Here is a 22,283-nt window from a genome sequence, read left to right as displayed (position 1 = left end):
TTTACGTAGGTTAATCATTTAACTGCACAAATACGTATAAACTCGTATAAGACAAACAACAAGGAGAGTGTTGTGGAAGCACCTATCACCGTTGATCGACTACGATTTCTCATATACAGCTTTAAGGAAAAGCTTTGGGTCAAACCACTCGGCTTCTGCATGTTATCGCTAATGGTTGTATTTGTGGCAAAGATTGCCGATGGCACATCGCTTGCCGAGCATATACCCGAAGTAAAAGCAGAATCTGTCGAAACGTTACTGTCTATAATGGCATCTAGCATGATGGTCATCGCAACCTTTTCCGCTGGGACCATGGTAAATGCTTACGCCTCGGCAAGCCAATCTTCCACACCGCGTTCACTTAGTTTAATTATTTCCGATGACGTGTCGCAAAATGCGCTTTCTGTATTTATTGGTGCCTTTATTTATAGTGCAGTTGCCCTTACCGCAATAAGCCATACATTTTTTAATGAAGCAGGGCTCTTCATCTTGTTTTGCTTAACGAGCTTGACTTTTGCGATGGTAATTCTAACGTTCATTCGATGGGTAGATAGCGTTGCGCGGCTGGGTCGTGTGGGCTCTACAATATTAAAGGTCGAAAAAGCTACACAAAGGGCAATCGAAAACCGAATTAAATCGCCCTGCCTAGGGGCCGTTCCTTCAGGGGAAGTGTCACAATCAAAAATTAAAGGGCAGGGGACACATCCTGTTTTCAGTCAGCGAGTAGGGTATATTCAACTTATCGATATAGCGCGAATTCAGCAATGGGCCAGTGAAAACGACGCTTTTGTTATTGTAAATATGCTTCCGGGAGAATTCGTTACTCCCGATAAGGTACTTGCCTACGTAAATAGGAAAGATGATGTAGAGAGTATCGAGCAGGCATATACAATTTCGGAGGAACGGTCCTTCGAAGCTGATCCTCGATTTGGTTTTGTGGTGCTAGCGGAAATCGCTTCGCGAGCACTTTCACCAGCAATCAATGATCATGGTACAGCCATTAGTATTATTAGGAGTGTTACCAGACTATTACTATTGTGGCAAAACTCTGAAACCACACCACCGGCCGAAGATGAACTTAAGAGAGAGGAATATCAGTACGACCGTGTATCAGTACCAGAATTATCAATTCAAGACTTATTTGACGACGCTTATACCAGCATTAGCCGAGATGGTGCTGCTAATATAGAAGTCGCTATTCACATTCAAAAGTCACTCAATGCTATTAGCAATTGTTTTGATAAAAGTAGTAGTTTTAGCGAATCAGCTACACATTTTGCAACACAAAGCTTTAAAAGAAGTGAGCAGGCTTTAGCCTTCTCAGACGATATTGAGAGACTTAGAAAGTGTATCAACCAAAGTTCAGATTAATGAATCCTTACAATCTCATAGTTGTGCTTTATGTGCGATGCTAATATGTTTACCCGTTAGTAAAACGTAAGGAGATTCGTATGTTTAAGCAAATTTTGGCCAGCGTGGGGATTGGCAAGGCTAAAGTCGATACTCTGTTGCTTTCAGACAGTTTACAGGCAGGGAAACCATTTGATATTGAAGTTGTCATCCAAGGCGGAGACGTCGAACAACAGCTTCAGGGATTAGAGTTTGCCGTTATGGCGAGCGCTAAAACTGAAGCTGATTTAGGCGACAATGAAGTCAAATACAATAAGAGTGTCATTCTGCAAAGTTGGAACCAATCGTTCAATTTATCGATACAACCAGGCGAAACCGTCACTAAACAGCTCACATTAGATTTGCATCCAGAAGTACCCGCAACTTATTTATTTGGTCATCAAATTGGCAAGGTATGGTTGCAAACAGGGTTAGATATTAAGTCTGGTTTAGACGCTAGCGATAAGGATAGCCTGACTATAGTGCCGTCTAAAACTCAATTAGCGGTATTGAAATTCATTTCTGACAGCGGATATCGATTATTCAAATCTGATATAGAATTTGGTCGAGTCCGCGCTCATGATTTCGTATCGCATTTACCTTGTTATCAAGAGTACGAATTCAAACCAGAATCGCGAAGCTTATTCGGTGCCAGAGAGCTAGAGGTTACCTTTGTTGATAATGGCACTGAAACTGGTGTGTTAATTGAAATCGATCGAGCTTTTTTAGGTGATGGCTATAAAAGCATCTCTATACCAAATAACTGCAGTACTTCTGAATCAGTCCGTCATTATATCGAGCCACTTCTAGGCTAAATTCATGACAAGGAGCCGAGTAACTTAATCTTTATTCGGCTTTATATGCTTAGTTATTCAGTATGATTTGTTTATAAGCTTACACGTCACTAACCGAAGAAATCTTCAAATAACGCGAAGATATTTTGCTTCTATACACTAATCATGTTCACTAAAACTTATAGAAAAACTGACTTTTTTACACATAAATATATCTACAACTTAATACTCTTACGATTTAATTACTGTTATTGGCTAATTTATATTTAGATAATCAATCTAGTTAATTGCTGACTGAAAATTCACATATCAGTAAAGCATCAAACAAAATCATCGTGTCTAAGTGCTTCCAAAATAGTGAAATGATAATCGTGCGCTACGTGAATAAAATCGAAAAATCAGGGTAATCATACTGCAGATTTCACGTAGCGTACGATTATGTTTATTACACCTAAATCAAATCATCTGAGCAGTTTTAAATTAAAAACACCGACGTAAGTTAGACGTTTACGCACAAGCCCAAAACAAAACTCAGAGCCAACACAGCGGCCACGCATAAAAGTCTGTAAGTAATCACAGCCAACAAACCAACCAGATAGAGCGACATCAGCGTCCTCATCGTCCATATACTCAATTGCGCATAATGTATATTATGTTAAATAGAATATGGGATTAAATAATCAAGTGAGTGTGCAATGTGATACGTGCGGTTAAATATTGATAGTTAATAAATGTGTGGGTTCTGCAGCCATAAAAATAATTAAGCGCCCCTTTTGTTGCTTAATGTATTCAAAATATACATAGCTCTATTTCTCTCGCTATATGGATAAGTTGAGTGACAAATTTGAGAAATTAATGCTTTATAGTAAAGCTATTAGTCGTGATATTTTATGATTTAACTTTTACATTACTTGGGTTTTATTTGCTTTATACGACGATGTAAAGCATACGAAATAAAAATCTATTTAGAAGATTGCTAACGTTATCTTGGTTATTTCAAAGAAGCGCTGCTTAATTTATGCGGGCCGAAAATGAAGAGTCGCTCGTAAAAAGTTGAGTCGTTTTAAAGTTTTGCAATTAGCCACACTAGAACAATAATCTATATTGTTATCACTGCTTGTTAGATTGATTGTTTAAACAAACGAATATCGACATTAGCGTTTCGCCGTAATTTTGAACGTTAACGTGGTAGCTTAAATCTCTTATTCGTCACAATTTAATTTAACCATAACCGATTAGGATCTTTGCCTTTAAAGTAGTCAAACACTTAAATTCGAATGGCTTTTGTATTTGATAATCGCAATAGTGTATCGGTCACCTATCCCACATATTCCTTGCAAACGGCTTCGTTTATAGGGTTGCTCACCTGAAGGGCGATTCAGGCCTTGGCCTATATGCATGATCTATGCGTGCTTACTTTAGGAGCAACAAGCGCTGGCGGCCTTGTAACGAATGATGTTGAGTTAAGAGTGAAAGTAAACGCTCATTTTTCAGGCGACGCTACGTGAAATCTGAATAAAAACCAGCGGGATTGCCTTGTAGATTTTACGTAGCACACGATGAGAAATAGACAAATAACAGGCAAAAGCAGCCTAAATGATACATTTATTCAACGCCGTCGAGGACAAGACTACAAACACTGTTTAATTATACAGTGATATGATAGAGTGCCAGGTATCGAAAAGAGAAGTACTGAATTTGCCGCCAGCGCGCCTAGTGGTATCGGATAGAATCTAACCAGTGTTAGGTTTTTCACGCATGATAATTACAGTTATCATGCGTGAATTTCGTTATAAATCAATAATATATGGTTTTAACTATCTAATCATTTTTGCTTCATTGTCGTTATCATTATTGTCAGTAAAGGCTCATTAATGTCCTATAAACAAGATACTTCACGATTTTTACCGCAAAAGTCGACGGGTGCGCCCAGTAGTAATGTTTACCGGCAGGACAAAGATACCGCCGATACACAGCAAGAAGAAATCCTAGGTTTTAACTATACCGAAAACAACAGTACTCTCAATTTGAATGCTCAACTTATCACACCTGGTGACGTCTCTTCAGCGCAAAACTTTGAACATTATTACCATGATATTTTTACTAAACTGCCGTATAACACGCAACGAGCTTATATTAGTGATTACAATGAGTTTGCTATTTTTTGCAAACAATCTGGTATACAAGGTTTTACTAGTGACTTCACTCACAATGAAGCATGTATCAAGCTGTATGTGGATGAGTTATGCCGGTCCCCCCTCGCCTACAGAACTATCAAGCGTCGCCTTTCTGCTCTGAGTAAATTTCTTGGGGTTGCAAAACTTCCAAATCCAATCGTACGCTCAGCATATCTAAGAGACTTTATTCGCTTGTCGCTAATAGAGAATCGAAAATATCGTTTGTCCCATAAGCAAGCAGTACCACTTACCATTGAAATGCTTGAACAGATTAATAACGCCATCATTCCTGATTCTCTTCTAGAGTTGAGAGACATCGCCATCATTAATCTTATGTTCGATGCTTTGTTACGAGCAGACGAATTAGTTCGAGTTTGTGTCGAACACATATCTTCTCGTAACAATACGTTGCTTGTAGTCTCTTCCAAAAGTGATCAATCTGGTCAAGGCCAATATAGGTTTGTTTCTTCAAGTACAATTTCTATGATTCAAGAGTATATTAATGAGGCTAATCTTGACCCGAAAACCAAACAGCCTCGTCATTTAACAGACCTACGTGGTTTACACAAAGGTATTCTTTTTCGGCGCCTAACAAATCATAAAACGGCGCTTTTACCGTTTGATGAAAATATGCCTAATCAGATGGCGAACGTATTGAATTACTCCAGTGTTTATAGGATTTGGCAGCGAATAGCACATCGAGCAGGAATAACAGAAAGTATTACGCCTCACAGCGGGCGCGTTGGTGGTGCAGTCTCACTCGCGGAAGACGGGGCATCTCTTCCAGAGTTGCAGCTTGCGGGTGGCTGGCAGTCACCAGAAATGCCGGGCCACTACACTAAACAAGCTAATGTTAAACGTGGTGGTATGGCTAAGCTGTCAGCTAAAAGAAAACGATGATAGAGAATCACATCAATGGATAACATCTTTATTTTATAGTAGTAGTAAAGTAACGCGTAACGCGCATCTGACAAAACCAACGCCCAGCGCGACCGCCCTCTTCTCTCTCATCATCTTATTATTGAACCTAAAGTCGCATTCATTGCGTACCTAAATGTAGATACAAATTTGCGTCAATGTATTGATGGTAATCACCTTCAAATCAAGCGCGTTGTTGTTTTTAAATAAAGGAGTTTTACATGAGCAGTGGAATTGATACCAAGCACGGAAAATTACTCGCAGAACTGGTCGTCCCTTCTTCTTCGTGGCATATCCAACCAGAAAAACAAGACCCTTTCAAAACGAAAGAAGCTGCGGTGGAATATTTAAATTCACACAACGAGCCACTTTATCTTCATGTTCCACTGGCACAGTCTGAAGATTTCGTTCGAATATGTGTCACATCTCGTGACGAGGATGTGGTGTTCACTATAAAAGACATTAACATTGGCGGCGAGACGTCACTTCACTATTCTCACATCAAAAATCTAGACAGCACTATTCGTACTTTGGTTAATGAGTGTTGTGATAAAAAGATAAAGGCACTGTAGTTTTACGCGGGTGATTTTGGCTATCTCTTTCGGTGAAATTCTGTTTTACCATTCACAATAAAATAGTAAGCCAAACAAATCCAGCCAGTAAGAGACTGACAAAAACTGCTGCTGAGCCAATATCTTTTGCTCTCCCGATGAGTATATGAATATCTGTTGATACATGATCGCAGAGCTTTTCGACGGCGGTGTTGAGAAGCTCTGTTATTAGCACAACAAATAGCGAGATGATTAGCAGGATGCGTTCTACACCGCTCACATCTGCATAGAAAGCAAGCGGCACGAGAAACAACATCACGAAAATTTCTTGCCTTATTGCGGCTTCACTCGCAAACGCTGATCTTAAACCTTTTATCGAATAATAGGTGGCGTAAAGAATTCTTGATAGTCCCGAACGTTTTATCATCATCGTTAGATCTCATAAATGAAATCACGCTATCGAACATTTATTACGACCACATGACGACTAAAATCTTTTTAGACCAAACAATAGCTAAAAATTAGCATTATACTTTTACAGCAAGAACATCAGTTTTCACGCCATGCAATACGGCGTTTGCCGTAGACCCTAACAATAAGCGAAGCCCACTTTGTCCATGGGTACCCACGACGATAAGATCAGCATTTATTTTTTCTGCCATATGATGAATTTCATCGGCAGGCGATCCAATTTCTACATTCACATGGCTATACGGAATATCGTGTTTTGACGCTACGTCTTTTAACTGCCTTAACGCTTGTTCTCTTACTTCCTCGGAAAAGTCTCTTTCTAAAAACAATCCATATGGTTCCATGGTTGTTTGAGGATAGGCAACGTAAAGAAGATGAATCTTATGACTATTGCCGGCCACAGCAATGGCTTTTTCAACAACTAACTCATAATCTGAGTAAACGTCGATTGGTACTAAAATAGTGTCATAGCTTTGCATGGGATTTCTCCTTAATGTGTAATGAGAAAATATGAAACGTCAGTTCTGCCTTCTCAGTATTTACCCTTTGATAGTAGTCCGATGAATCTGGTTTAACATTGCGCTAGGTCAATGTTTGTTCGCATAGATAAGCCATACTCATATTGTTGAAACGTAGAAGCGTGACCTTCACATTTAAACATTAACGGGAGAAGTTGATGATGAAAATTGCAGCATTAGTACTAGCTACACTCTTACTTTTTGCCTGCGAACAAGGCGCAAATTCACCAAGAGGATTTAGTCTACCCGAGGGTAATATGGAGAAAGGCTATCAAGTTTTCGAAAAGTATCGGTGTCAAGATTGCCATAGAATAGCTGGAGAAGAAGAGCCAGAAAACGCACAGTATTTATTGGCAAAAGCAATACCACTAGGTGGTAGCAGTGGTCGAATTAAGACCTATGGAGAGCTGGTGACCAGCATTATCAACCCCTCACATAAGCTCACACCTCGTCAACCAGCAAGTTTTACTAGTGAAGACGGCGTATCATTAATGCGAGTAGTAAATGATGAACTTACGGTGTCAGAACTAATCGATTTGGTTGCATACCTACAACCCAAATATAAAGTCACGCCCTATAGAACAAGTGACTACCGCCTTTATCAACTGCGCACTCCTGACAAACCCGTTGAATAGTCGGTAAAAAATAAAGCCCCATCTCTTTGGTTGGGGCTTTAATTCTTAACGTAAAAAAATATCGATTAAAACTAAGAAACAGCTTTTGTTTCCTTTTCAATTTCAGCCAATAAGCTACAAGGCATAAAGCTCTGAGCATTTGCTTCCTTGAAGTGTAATTTAAATCTGTCAGGCACCTCATCAGTTAAAAAACTGCCTGTTTTAACGAATGGAAAGATTTCATCGTAGCGCGCCACATGACATTGATCGACCCTTCTAAAAATATGAGTTCTGTTTAGTTCAGTTGTGCTTATATGGCCTGTAGAGGATAAAATATCCATCAACGCAAGAACGGTTTTGTTGTGAAACCGATAAACCCTTTCATATTTATTCTGCACATTCAGACCCTTAGCAAGCTTGGGATCTTGTGTCGCAACGCCGGTTGGGCACCTGTTCGTATTACACGACAGTGACTGTACACAGCCTAGTGCCAACATCATGCCTCTGGCGCTATTGCATATGTCAGCACCTAGACTTAGATTTTTAGCTAACTGAAAAGCGGTAATAATCTTGCCCGAAGCAATGATTTTTATTTTGTCTCTCAGTCCAAAGCCCGTTAAACAGTCATCAACAAACGCCAGCGCCTCGCGAAGAGGAAATCCGATAGAATTTGAATACTCCAGAGGTGCCGCTCCGGTGCCTCCTTCACCACCATCGACGGTAATGAAATCGGGTGTAACCCCCTTCTCAACCATAGCTTTACACATAGCTATAAATTCACTTTTTCTTCCTAACGCTAGCTTAATACCTATGGGTTTAAAGTCACTGAGTTCTCTTAATTGCGTTATAAAATCAATCATTTCCAATGGCGTTGAAAATGCGCTGTGTCTGGGCGGTGAATCAACCTGCGTGCCTGGTTCAACCCCCCTTATTTCTGCAATTTCCGGGGTGTTTTTATAGGCTGGCAAAATTCCGCCATGACCAGGTTTTGCGCCTTGACTCAGCTTTATCTCAATCATTTTAACGCTGTCAAGATTGGCTTTTTCTTTAAATAAATCAGGCTCAAAGCCGCCATCTTTACTTCTACATCCGAAATAGCCCGTTCCAATTTGCCAGACAATATCGCCGCCATTTTCTAGATGGTAAGGTGTTAAACCTCCCTCGCCCGTATTGTGATAAAACCCTCCTTTTGCCGCTCCTTTATTTAAGGCAAGTATGGCGTTTTTTGATAGACTGCCGAAACTCATCGCACTGATATTTAATACACTCGCACTATACGGTTTCTTGCAATGCGGGCCCCCTACCGTTATTCGAGGGTCTTCGTCCATGTCCTCTACTTCTCGTGCAGACAAAGAGTGACCTATCCACTCATATCCATCTTTATAAGTGTCGAGTTGTGTACCGAAAGGTACCGTTTCTCGACTATTTTTCGCACGCTGGTAAACAATTGAACGGTACATTCTTGAAATCGGTGCACCACCGGTGTCTGTTTCGATAATGTATTGCTGTATATAAGGTCTCAGCCCCTCAACAGTCCATCTCACTCGGCCGATTAGTGGAAAGTTTTTGAGGATTGCATGCTTATTCTGAAACGCATCATGTAACCCAAACAATAATAAAGTAATGGAGAGCAGAAGGAACCACCAAACTGGTGCCCACAGTACTCCAATAATCACATTAAAAGCCACAAGTAGTAAGAGTACCGTTAATATAGTAAATCGCATTCAAATTCCTTCTTTAATTCGGCATGTCACAGCACATATTATGCTCACTGCAATCATCAATACACCCAAATAAGCGAACCAGTTTCATATTTGCGTTAATTCACTGAAATATAGCGATAATCTATTACCATAGGTCGAACAAGATTTAGTTACGCATAACCTATAAGTGTCGCTTTTTCTGTTTTTTTAGCTGCGAAAACAAGTTATTACGTGCTAGTCTTAGGCTTGCGTTTAAATGAGGAACCTTTGGCTTTTAAGCTGGCTTTTCAAAACCTCAAGACATCATTTGGTGCTTTAAATATTATAACCTTATTTGAGAATAACGGATTTTACGTTCAACATTTTGAAAGGTAATTCATGGAGTATGCATTTCTTCTCTTCGCATTTGTGTGCGGCTTAACAGTTAAACTCATCGGCATTCCTCCTCTCGTCGGCTATCTCGTCGCCGGTTTTTTACTTAATTTTGCAGGCTATACGTTAACCGAAGATTTAACCCAAATCGCTAATTTGGGCATTACGATTATGCTTTTCACCATTGGTTTAAAACTGAATATCAGAGATTTAAGCCGACGGGAGGTTTGGGCTGGAAGCGTTACCCACACACTGGTTTGGGTGGGCATTATTACTTGCTGTGTTTATCTTCTAGGCGCCATTGCAGCAAGTTTCGTCGATGGACTAAGCTGGAAAAGCGCAGCACTTATCGCCTTTGCGCTGAGTTTTAGTAGTACAGTGTGTGTTGTCAAAGTTTTAGAAGAAAGTGGAGAAAGCAAAACCCGCCATGGTCGTTTAGCCATTGGTATTTTAGTAATGCAGGATGTGTTTGCGGTTGTCTTCCTTGTGGTAGCAACAGGCAAACTTCCCTCTATATGGGCGCTAGCTTTATTAGCCTTGTTCCCTGCGATGCCCATCATTAAAAAGATGCTAAATAAGTCGGGTCACGGAGAGCTACTTCCGCTTACCGGGTTTATTTTGGCGTTAGGTGGATACCACGTATTTGAGCTGGTTAATATAAAAGGTGACTTGGGTGCACTAATTTTTGGGATTATGCTGGCTCAACACGAAAAAGCATCGGAACTTGCGAAGTCACTGCTTAGCTTTAAAGATCTTTTATTAATTGGTTTTTTCCTAACCATCGGGCTCACTGCGCTACCTGATCTGGGCATGATTACCCTTGCATTTATTTTCTGTTTATTCATTCCATTAAAAGCAGCGCTCTTTTTCGGCTTATTTACTTCGCTACGTTTGCGAGGACGAACAGCCTATTTAAGCAGTTTGGTGCTTTCTAACTATAGCGAGTTTGGGCTTATCGTGGGTGCATTAGCAGTGTCATTAGGGCTAATCGCGAATACATGGTTGGTCGTAATTGCGCTTGCTGTTTCTATCTCGTTCGTTATTACCAGTGTGCTTTATCGGAATTCCCATTCTCAATATCACAGTTACAAACACCTGATAAAACGTTTTGAAAAGGAAGAACGTTTAAAAGAAGACGTTTATCCGACGTTAAATAACGCAGAGTTTTTAGTCTTGGGTATGGGTCGTGTTGGACGAGGAGCGTTTAACGCGTTGTCAAAACTAAGCGATGTTAACGTGTGGGGTATGGATGCTGACAGAATGAAAATAAAAGAAATGTCGGCTGAAAGATATAATGTAATTTGTGGTGATGGCGAAGACGTAGACTTATGGGACAACTTAGATTTAAAGCACGTTCGGTTAGTGTTACTGGCTCTACCTTCTATCCAAGACTCCATCAACATTGCCCGTCAGCTCAAGAATGCTGGGTATACAGGTAAAGTGGCGGCCATTGCCCGCTATGAAGATGAAGTGTCATACCTTCTAGAGAACGGCGTTGATAAAGTGTTTAATTTCTTTACCGAAGCGGGGCTTGGTTTTGCTGAAGAGAGTTTAGCTTACGCCCAAACACAACAGTAATGCGGTTCTAAATGCGAACAATGGATGAATTGAGAAACGTTATCGTTTGTAAACATATGTTTTAAAAGGTTTTTTTGACAGAGCGCTAAAATAAGACTACACTTCAAACAAATAGGTTAAAAGGGTTTTCACAATGCAAGGTGATAAACAAGTCGTTGCAAAATTGAACGAAGTACTAACAAGCGAACTTACTTCGATAAATCAATACTTTCTGCACGCTCGTATGTTCAAAAACTGGGGTTTTTCAGAGCTCAACGAAAAGAACTATAAGAAATCCATTAAGGATATGAAGCAGGCCGACGATCTTATCGAACGTATTCTCTTTCTAGAGGGCCTGCCTAACCTTCAAGCACTAGGTAAGCTTTATATCGGTGAAGACACCGCTGAAATGCTATCTTGCGACGCACGTTTTCAAAAAGAGCAGCTTCCTATTCTTCGTGACGCCATAGCACTGTGCGAGGAAAAACAAGATTATGTGTCTCGAGAGCTTCTTGAAGACCTACTTGAATACGAAGAAGAACATTTAGACTGGATTGAGACGCAAGAATACCAAATTGATGCGATGGGTATTGAAAACTATTTACAAGCGCAAGTAATGGGAGATGACTAATGAAAGGTAACCAAGCAATCATCGATGGCTTAAATGAACTACTCTCTTATGAGTTAGCTGCCATGGATCAGTACTTCATTCACTCTCAGATGTATCTTGATTGGGGTTTTAAGAAGCTTTATGAGCGTATCGACCACGAGTTCGACGATGAACGTGGACACGCAACGAAGCTAATTGAGCGTATGCTGTTTTTAGAAGGTACGCCTGACATGACGAAGCGTACTGGGTTTAAAGTGGGCACAGATGTACCTGAGATGCTTGAAAGCGATCTTCGGGTTGAATATGAGGTAGACGCGAAGTTGCGCGAAGTAATTGCAATTTGCGAAACCGAAAAAGACTATGTAACTCGCGACATGCTTATCGTGCTATTAGACGATACAGAAATGGACCATGCCCATTGGTTAGAGCAACAGCTGGGCCTTATTAAACGCTTAGGCTTATCAAACTATCTGCAATCACAAATGTAGATAGCGCTTTACTTTCAAATCACTATTTAAGAACGGCAGCCATTAGCGCTGCCGTTCTTCGTTTTACCTATTTAACTGTTCACCACCCCGTGGTTAACGTTATTTCTGTTGCCTAATGTTTTGTGCTAGCGGTTTATTGGGTCATCTTGCGCTCATATGAGTTTTCCAGGCATTTGCCACTTTTAGTCTAGTGCTGCTAATTTGTAATTTCTCACCCATGTTTCAATGATTAACGATTAATATTGCGTAACAAAGTATAAGTAGTTTGGGCTTTCCTTATCTTTAATGTTAAGCCGCAATTGCCATTTCATTACCGGTTCGCTGCATGCTCCTAACATAAACCAACCTGACCACGCTCCCTTACCGTCATTCTCTAACAGCACAGGAACTTTGCCCATGTACATGTTAACTCCTTCAATCCAGGCACTTTCGATTTCCTGATCTTCAGGAACTATAATTTTCAACGTTACTGATTCTTCGGGCTCAGGCATGGTTGAAAATGTGGCAATCGCTAACTTGTCATCAATTAAGAATTCGCAAGCTTCATTGACAAAATTGCAGCTATTTCCTATTCCGTTAACTATGCGATTTGCGTTTAAAGGTGATGATTGAAATTCTTGGGCAAGGTAAACACACACAGCAACGACAACGATGGCGATTAATGGCAGCTGTGAATGTAAAAATTTTGATCGTTTATTGTTATGATTATTTAGCATTTCTTAAATTTTGTATATTTCTTCATTGACGGAGATCAAGCTTAGGTAGTTTATGGTATCTTTTTGTAATTAAAAACCTTATCATCCGCGTACCAACTGGCTTGGAGACAATAATTATTACTCTTTCCGAGCTCGGTGTGAAGCGTTATTCCTTGCTGATACACGTCTCGACCGCACTATTCCGGCAGTTGGAGACCATAGTTCATTTGAAGTGGAAGATTCATTAAAATGAGTGAAATAAGCCAAGCACAACCTGACTACAATTATAAAGTAGTTAGGCAATTTACCATCATGACCATAGTCTGGGGTATTGTAGGTATGGGCCTAGGGGTATTTATTGCCGCGCAACTATTTGCACCTATGCTTAACTTCGATACACCATGGCTAACATTCTCACGTTTGCGCCCGTTGCACACTAATGCCGTTATATTTGCCTTCGGCGGCTGTGCGCTATTTGCAACGTCGTACTACATCGTTCAGCGTACCTGCCAGGTAAGACTGTTCAGTGACAAGCTTGCCGCATTTACCTTTTGGGGTTGGCAAGCCGTTATCGTTTTAGCTGTTATTACCCTGCCTTTGGGGTTAACCAGCTCAAAAGAATACGCTGAACTAGAATGGCCAATCGATATCCTTTTGGCATTGGTTTGGGTCGCTTATATCATCAACTTCTTTGGAACCCTAGTAATCCGTAAAGTATCGCACATTTATGTAGCGAACTGGTTTTTAGGTGCGTTCATGTTAACTGTTGCAATTCTTCATATTGGTAACAGCATGGCGATTCCGGTGTCTTTCACTAAATCGTATTCACTGTATGCAGGCGCCGTAGATGCGATGATGCAGTGGTGGTACGGCCACAACGCGGTAGGTTTTTTCCTGACTGCGGGCTTCCTTGGTATGATGTACTACTTCGTACCTAAGCAAGCTGGTCGCCCGGTTTATTCATACAGACTTTCAATTGTTCACTTCTGGGCACTTATCTCTCTGTATATTTGGGCTGGTCCTCACCACCTTCACTACACTGCCCTACCAGACTGGACTCAGTCACTAGGTATGGTGATGTCTATTATCCTATTCGTTCCATCTTGGGGTGGTATGATTAACGGTATCATGACGCTTTCTGGCGCGTGGCATAAGCTTCGCACTGACCCAGTACTGCGTTTCCTAATTGTTTCATTGTCTTTCTATGGTATGTCTACCTTCGAAGGTCCAATGATGGCAATCAAAACCGTTAACGCACTATCTCACTACACTGACTGGACCATTGGTCACGTACACTCTGGTGCGCTAGGTTGGGTTGCAATGGTTTCAATTGGTTCAATTTACCACTTGATTCCAGTGCTATTCGGTCAGCGTGCAATGTACAGTACCAAGCTAGTTAACGTGCACTTCTGGTTCGCAACTATCGGTGTTGTTCTATACATCGTTGCAATGTGGATGTCTGGTGTACTACAGGGTCTAATGTGGCGTGCAGTAAATGCTGACGGTACGTTAACCTATAGCTTTGTTGAGTCATTAGAAGCGTCTAAGCCGTTCTATGTGGTTCGTTTCATTGGTGGTTGTTTCGTGGTAGCGGGTATGCTTGTTATGGCATACAACACATGGAAAACCGTTCGTGCACCTAAAGGCAGTATCGCTGCAGACCCAGCGACTCAGCCAGCGTAGTAAAGGAGACGAATAATGAAAAACGCACATGAGTTAATTGAAAAGAATGTCGGTCTGTTAACGGTATTAATTCTTATCGCTATCAGCTTTGGTGCCATGGTGCAAATTACGCCGTTGATGTTTCAACAGCAAACCATGGAACCGGTAACAGGCTTACGTCCATATACCGCGCTTGAGCTTGAAGGCCGTGACATCTACATCCGTGAAGGTTGTGTAGGTTGTCACAGCCAGATGATTCGTCCATTCCGCGCAGAAACTGAACGTTATGGTCATTACAGCGTTGCTGGTGAGTCAGTATGGGAACACCCTTTCCTTTGGGGTTCCAAGCGTACTGGCCCTGACTTAGCACGTGTTGGTGGTCGTTACAGCGATGAATGGCACCGAGTTCACCTGCTTAATCCTCGTAACGTAGTACCAGAGTCGAATATGCCAGGGTTTCCTTGGCTTGCGGAAAACACGCTTAATGGCGAGTTAACAGCTGAAAAAATGGAAGTATTCCGTGGCTTTGGCGTTCCGTATACCGACGAAGATATCGCGGGTGCGAAAGCGGCAGTACAGGGTAAAACGGAAATGCAGGCCCTTATTGCTTACCTTCAGTCTCTTGGCACACATTTGAAATAATATGGACCAAGGAATTGTAGGCAGCATTTTTACTGTCATCGTCTTTGTAAGCTTCATCGGTGTTGTGTGGTGGGCGTTTAGCGGCCGCAACAAGAAGAAATTCGATGAAGCTGCAAACTTACCGTTTGCAGACGAAGAAAAAGAAAAATCAAAAGAAGATTAGCAGGAGTCTCGAACTCATGAGTATGTTTTGGACAATTTGGATTTCAGTGATAACCCTAGGGTTAATCATTGGTTGCTACTTCCTTCTACGCTGGACCCTTGCGAACAAGACCGGTGTACCTGAAGGTGAGTCAATGGGCCACAAATTCGATGGTATTGAGGAGTTGAATAATCAACTTCCTCGCTGGTGGACAATTATGTTCTACATGACCATCGTTTGGGGCTTTTTATACCTAGCGCTTTATCCTGGCCTGGGTGCATATGAAGGTATTTTGGGTTGGAAGAGTTCAAACCAGAATATCCAATCGCTAGAAGAGTCTGTTCAGGCGCGTATCGACGCAAAAGAGCAAGGCTATCTAGTAGAGTATGACCGTGAACTTGATTTCGCTGCTGAGAAGTTCGACCCGATCTTCGAAGCCTACGCACAAGTTCCTGTTGAAGAACTGGCTAAAGACCCAGAGGCAAATAAAGTAGGTCAGCGTTTGTTCCTGCAAAATTGCTCTCAGTGTCACGGTTCAGATGCACGTGGTCAAAATGGCGGCTTCCCTAACCTAACCGATAACGATTGGTTGTACGGCGGTTCAGGTGCGAAAATCGTTGAAACCCTTACGCTTGGTCGTCAAGCAGCAATGCCTGCATGGCTTGATGCGATGGGTGAAGACGGTATCGAAGAAGTGGTTAACTACGTACTTAGCCTAAGCGGTCGCGATGTGGACCCACAGCTTGCAGAGGCCGGTAAAGCGCGTTTCGCAGCATGTGCGGCATGTCACGGTATGGACGGTAAAGGTAACCAAATGCTTGGTGCACCAAATCTTACCGATAATATCTGGCTTTACGGCGGCAGCCATAGAGCAGTGACAGAAACGCTTACTTATGGTCGTAACGGTGTAATGCCTTCATTCAAGAAAACCTTGGGTGAAGACAAAATTCACGTTGTTGCAGCGTACGTTTACAGCCTTTCAAATGATTAATGATTTAAATCATTAAATATCTTAGAAAGCCTCGTTACTACGAGGCTTTTTTTATGAGAAAATACAGCGATATACAAAGTGCTGTAGCGAGTTAAATTCAGACACTTTTATCCAATTTAACTAACACTCTATTTATGGGTATTACCTAACAGTGAAGCTTTTTAGGCAGTATTTATAAATATGTTGTTAGCGAATTAATCAAGAGTAAAAATTCTAATGAATAGACCCTGGTATAAAGAGTTCTGGCCTTGGTTCTTAATTGCCGTTCCAGTTATTACCCTGATCATGGGCGGTGTGTTGCTCAATCTTGCGATATCTACAGAAGATAGTCTGGTAATCGACGATTATTACAAAGAAGGTAAAGCAATCAACGTAAGCCTAGACAAAGAAGCCGTAGCAAAGCGTTTAAACATAACGACGGATCTGACTATTACAGATGGCAGCATTGCCCTTGAATTTCACTCAGGTATTCCACAAGACGGAAACGCCGTTAAACTCAGTTTTTATCACGTGACGCTTGAAGATCGTGACGTAAGCGTATTGCTAAGTCGTGATGCCAACGGAATTTATCGCGGTTTTGTAGAAGAAAGTTTAGATGGTAAATGGCGTGTATCGCTAACACCAATTGACGAAAGCTGGAAAATTCAAAACACGATCTATCTTCCCCATGAGGGAAAAATGAAATTTAATCCGTAATGGCAAAGCACGATTGTTACCATTGTGGCTTGCCCATAGCGAACCACGACGAGAATAAGTTTAGAACGGTTATTTTAGGTCAGCAGCGTGACATGTGTTGCCCTGGCTGTTTAGCAGTAGCCGAAGCCATCGTATCGAATGGCCTTGAAGACTATTATCAATTCAGAACCGAACCTGCTCAAAAGTCTGACGACGGCATTTTAGAGACCCTCGATAAACTTAAGGTGTATGACGACCCCTCCCTACAAGAGGAATTTGTTTTCGACGAAGGTCAGGATAAGCAGATACAGTTGACCCTTGAAGGTATTACTTGTGCGGCCTGTGGTTGGTTAATTGAAAAACAACTATCGAAAGTAGAAGGCATAAAGCAAGTTGCGGTCAACGTTCAAGAGCGTCGCGCGCTGGTTACCTGGTCGCCATTGCAAATAAAACTTAGCCAAATTCTTTCTACGCTGAAAAGAATTGGCTACGTAGGTTCGCCGTTTCACCCTGATGAACACGAAGCCAGCTATAAACGTGAACAAAAAACCTTCTTAAAAAAGCTGGGTCTCGCAGGCATTATGACTATGCAGGTCATGATGCTAATGACGGGGCTCTATTTTGACTGGTTTGGGGCCATAGAGCTTGAAACTCGCCAATATTTCTACTGGGTAGCCCTAACGCTTACCACGCCTGTAGTGCTTTATTCCGGCAGCACGTTTTATGTTGGCGCCGCCAAAGCGTTAAGCGCAAAAACGGTGAATATGGACGTGCCTGTTACGCTCGCCATTTTCGGTACTTACATTGCCGGAATACGTTCCACGGTTCTTGAACAAGGCGAAGTGTATTTTGAGTCTATCTGTATGTTCATTTTTCTGCTGTTACTCAGCCGGTTCTTGGAACATCGTAGTCGGCATCGCGCTGCGCAGATCTCCGCTAACATGATGCAATATGTCCCGGTTTCAGCCACGAAGTTAATGTCAGATGGCAGCGTTACCGAATGCTTAGCAAAACAACTACAAATAAACGACGTGGTACTGGTTAAACCCGGAGAGACAATTCCTATCGATGGCGTAGTATCCGAAGGTCATGCATCGGTTGACGAGTCTATGCTTACCGGCGAGTTTAACCCGGTGCGCAAGGAGAACAATAGCGTTGTCTACGGCGGTACGGTGTGTCAAGACGGCAGCCTAACCATTATCGTAACCCAAACCCTCAAAAACGCGCTGGTAAACCAAATTGTCAGGCTCCAAGCAAGTGCAATGGCTAGCAAGCCAAAAGCTGCGCAGATAGCGGATAATTTTTCTCGATACTTCGTTACAGCCGTGCTGATGATCTCAGCGTTAACCTATGGATTTTGGTGGTACCAAGGTAGCGATGATGCCTTTTGGATAACTATATCAGTGCTCGTTGCAACCTGCCCTTGCGCATTAGGTTTAGCCACACCATCAGCGCTCACCTGTGCTATGGCAAAATTGAACAGGCAAGGCATTTTGCTTAAACGCGCCGATGCGTTAGAGCAAATTACGGGCATTGACACCATTGCACTAGACAAAACAGGAACACTTACTAAGGGCAAGTTCACCATTTCAAGTGCTTGGTACGCTGACGGCGTCGATAGCGACAGCGCGCTTTCAATTGCCCGCGCGCTAGAGTCTCGTTCTGAACACCCCATTGCCAAGGCATTTACGGGTGATAAAGCCTCTAATGATGACTACAAACCTGCCGATTACACAGTGCACAAGGTGGTTAATTTTACCGTAGCGCCTGGAGGCGGGATCAGTGGTGAAATCAATGACACCTTGTTTTCAATGGGGTCTGCTGCGTTTTGCGTGCACGAGTCACAGCAAGCGTTTATTGAAGAGTACCCTTCTGCCAACGTATTTCTCACTGTAAAAGGCCGTATTATGGCGGCGTTTGAAGTACGAGATACACTGCGCGAAGATACACAGGAAACCCTCGATATCCTGGTAAAAAGCCACACTCTTACCGTCTTAAGCGGCGATACACAACAAAACGTGGACTCACTAACCGCATCATTGCCAATCGAAACAGCTAAAGGTGGGCTTACGCCAGAACAAAAGTACGAAGCAGTTCAGGCTATGCAGCACTCTGGTGCCAAAGTAATGATGATGGGTGACGGGATCAACGACGCACCGGTACTTGCAAGCGCAGACGTGGCAATAGCGGTAGGCAACGCTACAGATGTTGCTAAAACCGCCGCCGATGTTATTTTGCTTGGGGACCAACTCTTATCCGTTCCAGTACTTATTAGCACGTCTCATCAAGTGAAACAAAAGATAAGACAAAACATTGGCTGGTCTGTAGGTTACAACGTTCTAATTTTGCCTTTCGCCGTGTCTGGCTTACTATCACCGTGGATGGCTGTTGTTGGTATGTCATTAAGCAGTATTATTGTCGTTACTAACTCAACGCGACTTTTGAGCAAATAGCATGAGTATCATTTACGTATTAATTCCTATCGCCATCATCATAGTTGCGGTCGCTATTGTGATTTTCTTTTGGGCGGTAAAGACTAATCAATTCGAGGACTTAGACAGACAAGGCTACAGTATTCTTTTTGACGATGATTTGTCTCCTGAAGAAAAAAAGCTGGCTGAACAGCGCAAGCAGCTTCAAGAGAGTAAGGCAATGAAGAACAAAGAAGATAATGGACGGGATTAACTACTTCTCTGCTTTTCTTATCGGCCTGGCGGGCGGTGTTCATTGTGTGGGAATGTGTGGAGGGATCGTTGCAGCGCTCAGAATGGTCTCGCCAAAAGGCGCCTCCGCTGTACCGTATACACTCGCTTATAATATGGGCCGGATTGCTAGCTATACGATTGCAGGTGCAATAACAGGTACATTAGGTAAAATTGCGGCCGATTATGTTCCTCTTGCCAACTATGCTCTTTCACTTCTTAGCGGCACCATGCTGCTTTTACTTGCCTGCTATTTGGGTAAATGGTGGACAGGTCTAACCCTGTTAGAAAGCGCAGGTAAAGGCCTATTTTCTAAACTTCAACCTCTTTCTAAGCGTTTCTTACCCTTTAAAACCCCAATTAGCGCGATACCTTATGGTTTTATCTGGGGCTGGTTGCCTTGCGGGTTGGTGTATTCCACACTCACCTGGTCATTGGCTGCAGGGAACGCACTGCAAGGCGCTAGTATAATGTTTTTCTTTGGGTTGGGAACGTTGCCCACACTGCTCGCCGCCAGTGCGGGTAGTCAATATCTAGTGAGTGCTTTTCAGCGAAACGACGTAAGACAACTTATTGCAAGTATAATGGCTATCTATGCTATTTATCTTATTCAGGGCGCAATCCTATAAAAAAATAGGTATTATTGTTTTGTTCAATTATAAAAGAGCAAGTGTTATGAGCAAAGGAAGCCAATTTTCAATTCACTGTCAGAACTGCAGTTTCAGCCACCTCTGTCTACCGGTTGCACTGAACAAGACAGAAATTGAGTCTTTAGACGACATTATCGAGCGCAAAAAGCCGCTTCATAAAGGCGATACGCTTATCCAAACTGGCGATACATTCCGTTCACTGTTTGCCGTTAGAACCGGTTCTTTCAAGTCGTTTGTAACCAATTCTGAAGGTGAAGAGCAAATTACAGGTTTTCACTTTCCCGGCGATATTATCGGCTTTGATGCGCTGCGTGAAAATAAGCATCAGAGTTACACGTCTGCGTTAGAAACGGCGATGGTCTGTGAACTTCCTTACGAAACATTAGATGAAATGTCGGTTCAGTTTCCGAAACTTCGACATCAGATAATGAGTTTTATGAGTGCAGAAATAAAACAAGATCACGATTTGATCATGCTTCTCAACAAGCGTACCGCTGAAGAGCGATTATTATATTTTATCTCTCACTTATCTCAGCGATTTGAGGAGCGAGGTTTTTCTCACCGTGAGTTTCATTTAACGATGACACGAAATGAAATAGGTAACTATCTCGGTTTAACCATAGAAACCATCAGCCGCCTGCTAAGTCGCTTCCAAAAAGACAACATCATAAAGGTAGATGGCAGACTTATCACAATTCTAAATTTCGAATTGTTAGAAAGTAGGCTGTCCGCTCTCAATGGACCAAGCGTAGTATGTAATGGCTAGCAGTTTTACTCGTTTAATTGTTTAAGAACGCGCTTAATGCGCGTTTTTTATTTGCTTCATTTTAACTTACCTCCTAACCCATACTTTGATTTTCGCTATTTGAGAGGCCTATCAGCAGTATAATTATTGACCTAAAACAACACGTTTTCCCAAATGTCGTTTATAGTTAAAGAGGATGAACGAAAACAAATAGCTTTATTTATCGCCCCATCGAACTGTGAGCTTACCGGGAGATGTTATGATTGAGTATAAACGAATTCTTGCCGTTGTAGATGCTGAACGGGATAACCAACCTGCATTAAGTCGTGCCTATGAACTCGCGTCAAAAACAGGTGCGACAGTGACCGCTATGATGGTGGTCTACGACTTTTCTTATGACATGACGACGATGCTAAGCCCCGATGAACGCGAAGCCATGCGCGATGCTGTAACTAAAGAGCAAGGAAAGTGGCTTTCTGAACAATTAAAAAAACAAGGCTTCGCAGAAGCCGATATCGTTGTTGAATGGAACAACCGTGCTTTCGAATCCATCATTTACTACGCACTTAATAACCAAATTGATCTTGTGGTAAAAGCAACCAAAAACCATGATGACTTGGCGTCTGTTATTTTTACACCAACAGACTGGCATTTAATGCGTAAATGCCCTCGCCCGGTTTTACTGGTCAAAGAACATGACTGGCCAGAAGGTGGTGAAATTATCGCAGCGGTGAATGTTGGAAGTGAAGATGACGAGCACGCTGCACTTAATGACAAGCTTACAATTATTGCGAACGACTATGCCGCATTATTAAAAGGTAACGTTAACTTAGTGAATAGCTATCCATCTACCCCTTTAAACATAGCTATTGAGGTGCCGGAGTTCGATCCCGATACTTATCATGATGCAGTTAAAAATCACCATCAAACCGAAATGCGTCGCCATGCCCTAAAATATGGCATTTCTGAAGAAAGATGTGTAGTAAAAGAAGGCTTGCCAGAAAGAGTTATTCCGCAAGTCGCCAAGGAAATAGACGCAGAACTGGTTATTATAGGCACTGTGGGGCGAGTTGGAATTTCAGCCGCGCTTATCGGCAATACGGCAGAACATGTAATCGACGAACTCAACTGTGACGTGTTGGCAATCAAGCCAGATGGCTTTGTTCCTCCGCTAAAGGTACAAAATTAACGACACAACCATGGTTTAAAAAAGGCGC

The 22,283-nt window shown here is 42.1% G+C and carries 22 protein-coding genes; 18 read left to right on the top strand and 4 right to left on the bottom strand.

What is annotated here, in order from left to right; translation table 11 throughout:
* The first annotated feature begins 72 nt into the window (after positions 1-72).
* The 4 genes from JC525_RS05490 (at position 73) to JC525_RS05475 (ending at position 5,850) form a co-directional block, all read left to right on the top strand.
* Positions 73-1,371, top strand: coding sequence for a DUF2254 domain-containing protein (locus tag JC525_RS05490; protein WP_198814905.1), 1,299 nt, complete (start codon positions 73-75; stop codon positions 1,369-1,371).
* An 80-nt stretch (positions 1,372-1,451) separates the two neighbouring features.
* Positions 1,452-2,204, top strand: coding sequence for a sporulation protein (locus JC525_RS05485; protein ID WP_198814904.1), 753 nt, complete (start codon positions 1,452-1,454; stop codon positions 2,202-2,204).
* A gap of 1,853 nt (positions 2,205-4,057) precedes the next feature.
* Positions 4,058-5,260 (top strand): tyrosine-type recombinase/integrase, encoded by a 1,203-nt coding sequence (locus JC525_RS05480; protein ID WP_233094998.1) that lies wholly within the window; start codon positions 4,058-4,060, stop codon positions 5,258-5,260.
* Positions 5,261-5,499: 239 nt separating this feature from the next.
* Complete coding sequence (locus JC525_RS05475; RefSeq protein ID WP_198814903.1) at positions 5,500-5,850, top strand: hypothetical protein; 351 nt, start codon at positions 5,500-5,502, stop codon at positions 5,848-5,850.
* A gap of 52 nt (positions 5,851-5,902) precedes the next feature.
* Here JC525_RS05475 and JC525_RS05470 read toward each other — a convergent pair whose 3' ends face one another.
* Both JC525_RS05470 and JC525_RS05465 read right to left on the bottom strand, forming a co-directional pair.
* The gene (locus JC525_RS05470) at positions 5,903-6,259 is read right to left on the bottom strand and encodes a diacylglycerol kinase (RefSeq protein WP_198814902.1); all 357 of its coding nucleotides are present in this window, start codon (positions 6,257-6,259) and stop codon (positions 5,903-5,905) included.
* 97 nt (positions 6,260-6,356) lie between these two features.
* Entirely contained in the window at positions 6,357-6,779 is a 423-nt protein-coding gene (locus JC525_RS05465) for a universal stress protein (protein ID WP_198814901.1), read from the bottom strand.
* Positions 6,780-6,979: 200 nt separating this feature from the next.
* Here JC525_RS05465 and JC525_RS05460 point away from each other — a divergent pair, with 200 nt between their 5' ends.
* Positions 6,980-7,453 (top strand): c-type cytochrome, encoded by a 474-nt coding sequence (locus JC525_RS05460; RefSeq protein ID WP_198814958.1) that lies wholly within the window; start codon positions 6,980-6,982, stop codon positions 7,451-7,453.
* Between the two features lie 71 nt (positions 7,454-7,524).
* Here JC525_RS05460 and JC525_RS05455 read toward each other — a convergent pair whose 3' ends face one another.
* Positions 7,525-9,156, bottom strand: a complete 1,632-nt coding sequence (locus JC525_RS05455) for an FMN-binding glutamate synthase family protein (RefSeq protein WP_198814900.1) — start codon at positions 9,154-9,156, stop codon at positions 7,525-7,527.
* A gap of 357 nt (positions 9,157-9,513) precedes the next feature.
* Here JC525_RS05455 and JC525_RS05450 point away from each other — a divergent pair, with 357 nt between their 5' ends.
* From JC525_RS05450 to bfr (JC525_RS05440), 3 genes are all read left to right on the top strand, one after another.
* Positions 9,514-11,085, top strand: coding sequence for a cation:proton antiporter family protein (locus JC525_RS05450; protein WP_198814899.1), 1,572 nt, complete (start codon positions 9,514-9,516; stop codon positions 11,083-11,085).
* A 133-nt stretch (positions 11,086-11,218) separates the two neighbouring features.
* Positions 11,219-11,695, top strand: coding sequence for a bacterioferritin (bfr, locus tag JC525_RS05445; protein WP_198814898.1), 477 nt, complete (start codon positions 11,219-11,221; stop codon positions 11,693-11,695).
* Entirely contained in the window at positions 11,695-12,162 is a 468-nt protein-coding gene (gene bfr / locus JC525_RS05440) for a bacterioferritin (protein WP_198814897.1), read from the top strand. The genes bfr (JC525_RS05445) and bfr (JC525_RS05440) overlap by 1 nt, the downstream gene beginning before the upstream one ends.
* 236 nt (positions 12,163-12,398) lie before the next feature.
* Here bfr (JC525_RS05440) and JC525_RS05435 read toward each other — a convergent pair whose 3' ends face one another.
* Positions 12,399-12,878, bottom strand: a complete 480-nt coding sequence (locus JC525_RS05435; RefSeq protein WP_198814896.1) for a hypothetical protein — start codon at positions 12,876-12,878, stop codon at positions 12,399-12,401.
* A gap of 228 nt (positions 12,879-13,106) precedes the next feature.
* Here JC525_RS05435 and ccoN point away from each other — a divergent pair, with 228 nt between their 5' ends.
* The 10 genes from ccoN to uspE all read left to right on the top strand — a co-directional run bounded on the left by ccoN (position 13,107) and on the right by uspE (position 22,255).
* Positions 13,107-14,540 carry a cytochrome-c oxidase, cbb3-type subunit I gene (gene ccoN / locus JC525_RS05430; protein WP_198814895.1) on the top strand — a complete coding sequence of 478 codons (1,434 nt, stop codon included), beginning with the start codon at positions 13,107-13,109 and terminating at the stop codon, positions 14,538-14,540.
* 15 nt (positions 14,541-14,555) lie between these two features.
* The gene (gene ccoO, locus JC525_RS05425) at positions 14,556-15,161 is read left to right on the top strand and encodes a cytochrome-c oxidase, cbb3-type subunit II (RefSeq protein WP_014949590.1); all 606 of its coding nucleotides are present in this window, start codon (positions 14,556-14,558) and stop codon (positions 15,159-15,161) included.
* Position 15,162: 1 nt separating this feature from the next.
* A complete protein-coding gene (locus JC525_RS05420) occupies positions 15,163-15,324 on the top strand; it encodes a cbb3-type cytochrome oxidase subunit 3 (RefSeq protein WP_012518547.1) in 162 nt (53 codons plus the stop codon).
* A gap of 16 nt (positions 15,325-15,340) precedes the next feature.
* Positions 15,341-16,294: a cytochrome-c oxidase, cbb3-type subunit III gene (gene ccoP, locus JC525_RS05415; protein ID WP_198814894.1), complete on the top strand. Its 954-nt coding sequence runs from the start codon at positions 15,341-15,343 to the stop codon at positions 16,292-16,294.
* 216 nt (positions 16,295-16,510) lie between these two features.
* Positions 16,511-16,990: a FixH family protein gene (locus tag JC525_RS05410; RefSeq protein WP_198814893.1), complete on the top strand. Its 480-nt coding sequence runs from the start codon at positions 16,511-16,513 to the stop codon at positions 16,988-16,990.
* Positions 16,990-19,422 (top strand): heavy metal translocating P-type ATPase, encoded by a 2,433-nt coding sequence (locus JC525_RS05405; RefSeq protein WP_198814892.1) that lies wholly within the window; start codon positions 16,990-16,992, stop codon positions 19,420-19,422. The genes JC525_RS05410 and JC525_RS05405 overlap by 1 nt, the downstream gene beginning before the upstream one ends.
* 1 nt (position 19,423) lies before the next feature.
* Positions 19,424-19,654: a cbb3-type cytochrome oxidase assembly protein CcoS gene (gene ccoS / locus JC525_RS05400; RefSeq protein ID WP_105931353.1), complete on the top strand. Its 231-nt coding sequence runs from the start codon at positions 19,424-19,426 to the stop codon at positions 19,652-19,654.
* The gene (locus JC525_RS05395) at positions 19,641-20,300 is read left to right on the top strand and encodes a sulfite exporter TauE/SafE family protein (RefSeq protein WP_198814891.1); all 660 of its coding nucleotides are present in this window, start codon (positions 19,641-19,643) and stop codon (positions 20,298-20,300) included. Before ccoS ends, JC525_RS05395 begins: the two co-directional genes overlap by 14 nt.
* A 46-nt stretch (positions 20,301-20,346) precedes the next feature.
* Positions 20,347-21,087, top strand: a complete 741-nt coding sequence (fnr, locus tag JC525_RS05390; RefSeq protein WP_198814890.1) for a fumarate/nitrate reduction transcriptional regulator Fnr — start codon at positions 20,347-20,349, stop codon at positions 21,085-21,087.
* A 238-nt stretch (positions 21,088-21,325) separates the two neighbouring features.
* Positions 21,326-22,255, top strand: coding sequence for a universal stress protein UspE (gene uspE, locus JC525_RS05385; protein ID WP_198814889.1), 930 nt, complete (start codon positions 21,326-21,328; stop codon positions 22,253-22,255).
* Positions 22,256-22,283: the final 28 nt, after the last annotated feature.

This window comes from Alteromonas sp. IB21, from assembly GCF_016405965.1.
GTDB lineage: Bacteria > Pseudomonadota > Gammaproteobacteria > Enterobacterales > Alteromonadaceae > Alteromonas.
Note: the sequence above shows the minus strand (reverse complement) of the source record. Positions and strands in the feature narration are given on the sequence as shown.

Bases quoted from the DNA above. Each gene is read 5' to 3' on its own strand.
- JC525_RS05485 (WP_198814904.1), top strand. From the start codon at position 1,452: ATGTTTAAGCAAATTTTGGCCAGCGTGGGGATTGGCAAGGCTAAAGTC.
- JC525_RS05480 (WP_233094998.1), top strand. From the start codon at position 4,058: ATGTCCTATAAACAAGATACTTCACGATTTTTACCGCAAAAGTCGACG.
- JC525_RS05475 (WP_198814903.1), top strand. From the start codon at position 5,500: ATGAGCAGTGGAATTGATACCAAGCACGGAAAATTACTCGCAGAACTG.
- JC525_RS05470 (WP_198814902.1), bottom strand. From the start codon at position 6,259: ATGATGATAAAACGTTCGGGACTATCAAGAATTCTTTACGCCACCTAT.
- JC525_RS05465 (WP_198814901.1), bottom strand. From the start codon at position 6,779: ATGCAAAGCTATGACACTATTTTAGTACCAATCGACGTTTACTCAGAT.
- JC525_RS05460 (WP_198814958.1), top strand. From the start codon at position 6,980: ATGAAAATTGCAGCATTAGTACTAGCTACACTCTTACTTTTTGCCTGC.
- JC525_RS05455 (WP_198814900.1), bottom strand. From the start codon at position 9,156: ATGCGATTTACTATATTAACGGTACTCTTACTACTTGTGGCTTTTAAT.
- JC525_RS05450 (WP_198814899.1), top strand. From the start codon at position 9,514: ATGGAGTATGCATTTCTTCTCTTCGCATTTGTGTGCGGCTTAACAGTT.
- bfr (WP_198814898.1), top strand. From the start codon at position 11,219: ATGCAAGGTGATAAACAAGTCGTTGCAAAATTGAACGAAGTACTAACA.
- bfr (WP_198814897.1), top strand. From the start codon at position 11,695: ATGAAAGGTAACCAAGCAATCATCGATGGCTTAAATGAACTACTCTCT.
- JC525_RS05435 (WP_198814896.1), bottom strand. From the start codon at position 12,878: ATGCTAAATAATCATAACAATAAACGATCAAAATTTTTACATTCACAG.
- ccoN (WP_198814895.1), top strand. From the start codon at position 13,107: ATGAGTGAAATAAGCCAAGCACAACCTGACTACAATTATAAAGTAGTT.
- ccoO (WP_014949590.1), top strand. From the start codon at position 14,556: ATGAAAAACGCACATGAGTTAATTGAAAAGAATGTCGGTCTGTTAACG.
- JC525_RS05420 (WP_012518547.1), top strand. From the start codon at position 15,163: ATGGACCAAGGAATTGTAGGCAGCATTTTTACTGTCATCGTCTTTGTA.
- ccoP (WP_198814894.1), top strand. From the start codon at position 15,341: ATGAGTATGTTTTGGACAATTTGGATTTCAGTGATAACCCTAGGGTTA.
- JC525_RS05410 (WP_198814893.1), top strand. From the start codon at position 16,511: ATGAATAGACCCTGGTATAAAGAGTTCTGGCCTTGGTTCTTAATTGCC.
- JC525_RS05405 (WP_198814892.1), top strand. From the start codon at position 16,990: ATGGCAAAGCACGATTGTTACCATTGTGGCTTGCCCATAGCGAACCAC.
- ccoS (WP_105931353.1), top strand. From the start codon at position 19,424: ATGAGTATCATTTACGTATTAATTCCTATCGCCATCATCATAGTTGCG.
- JC525_RS05395 (WP_198814891.1), top strand. From the start codon at position 19,641: ATGGACGGGATTAACTACTTCTCTGCTTTTCTTATCGGCCTGGCGGGC.
- fnr (WP_198814890.1), top strand. From the start codon at position 20,347: ATGAGCAAAGGAAGCCAATTTTCAATTCACTGTCAGAACTGCAGTTTC.
- uspE (WP_198814889.1), top strand. From the start codon at position 21,326: ATGATTGAGTATAAACGAATTCTTGCCGTTGTAGATGCTGAACGGGAT.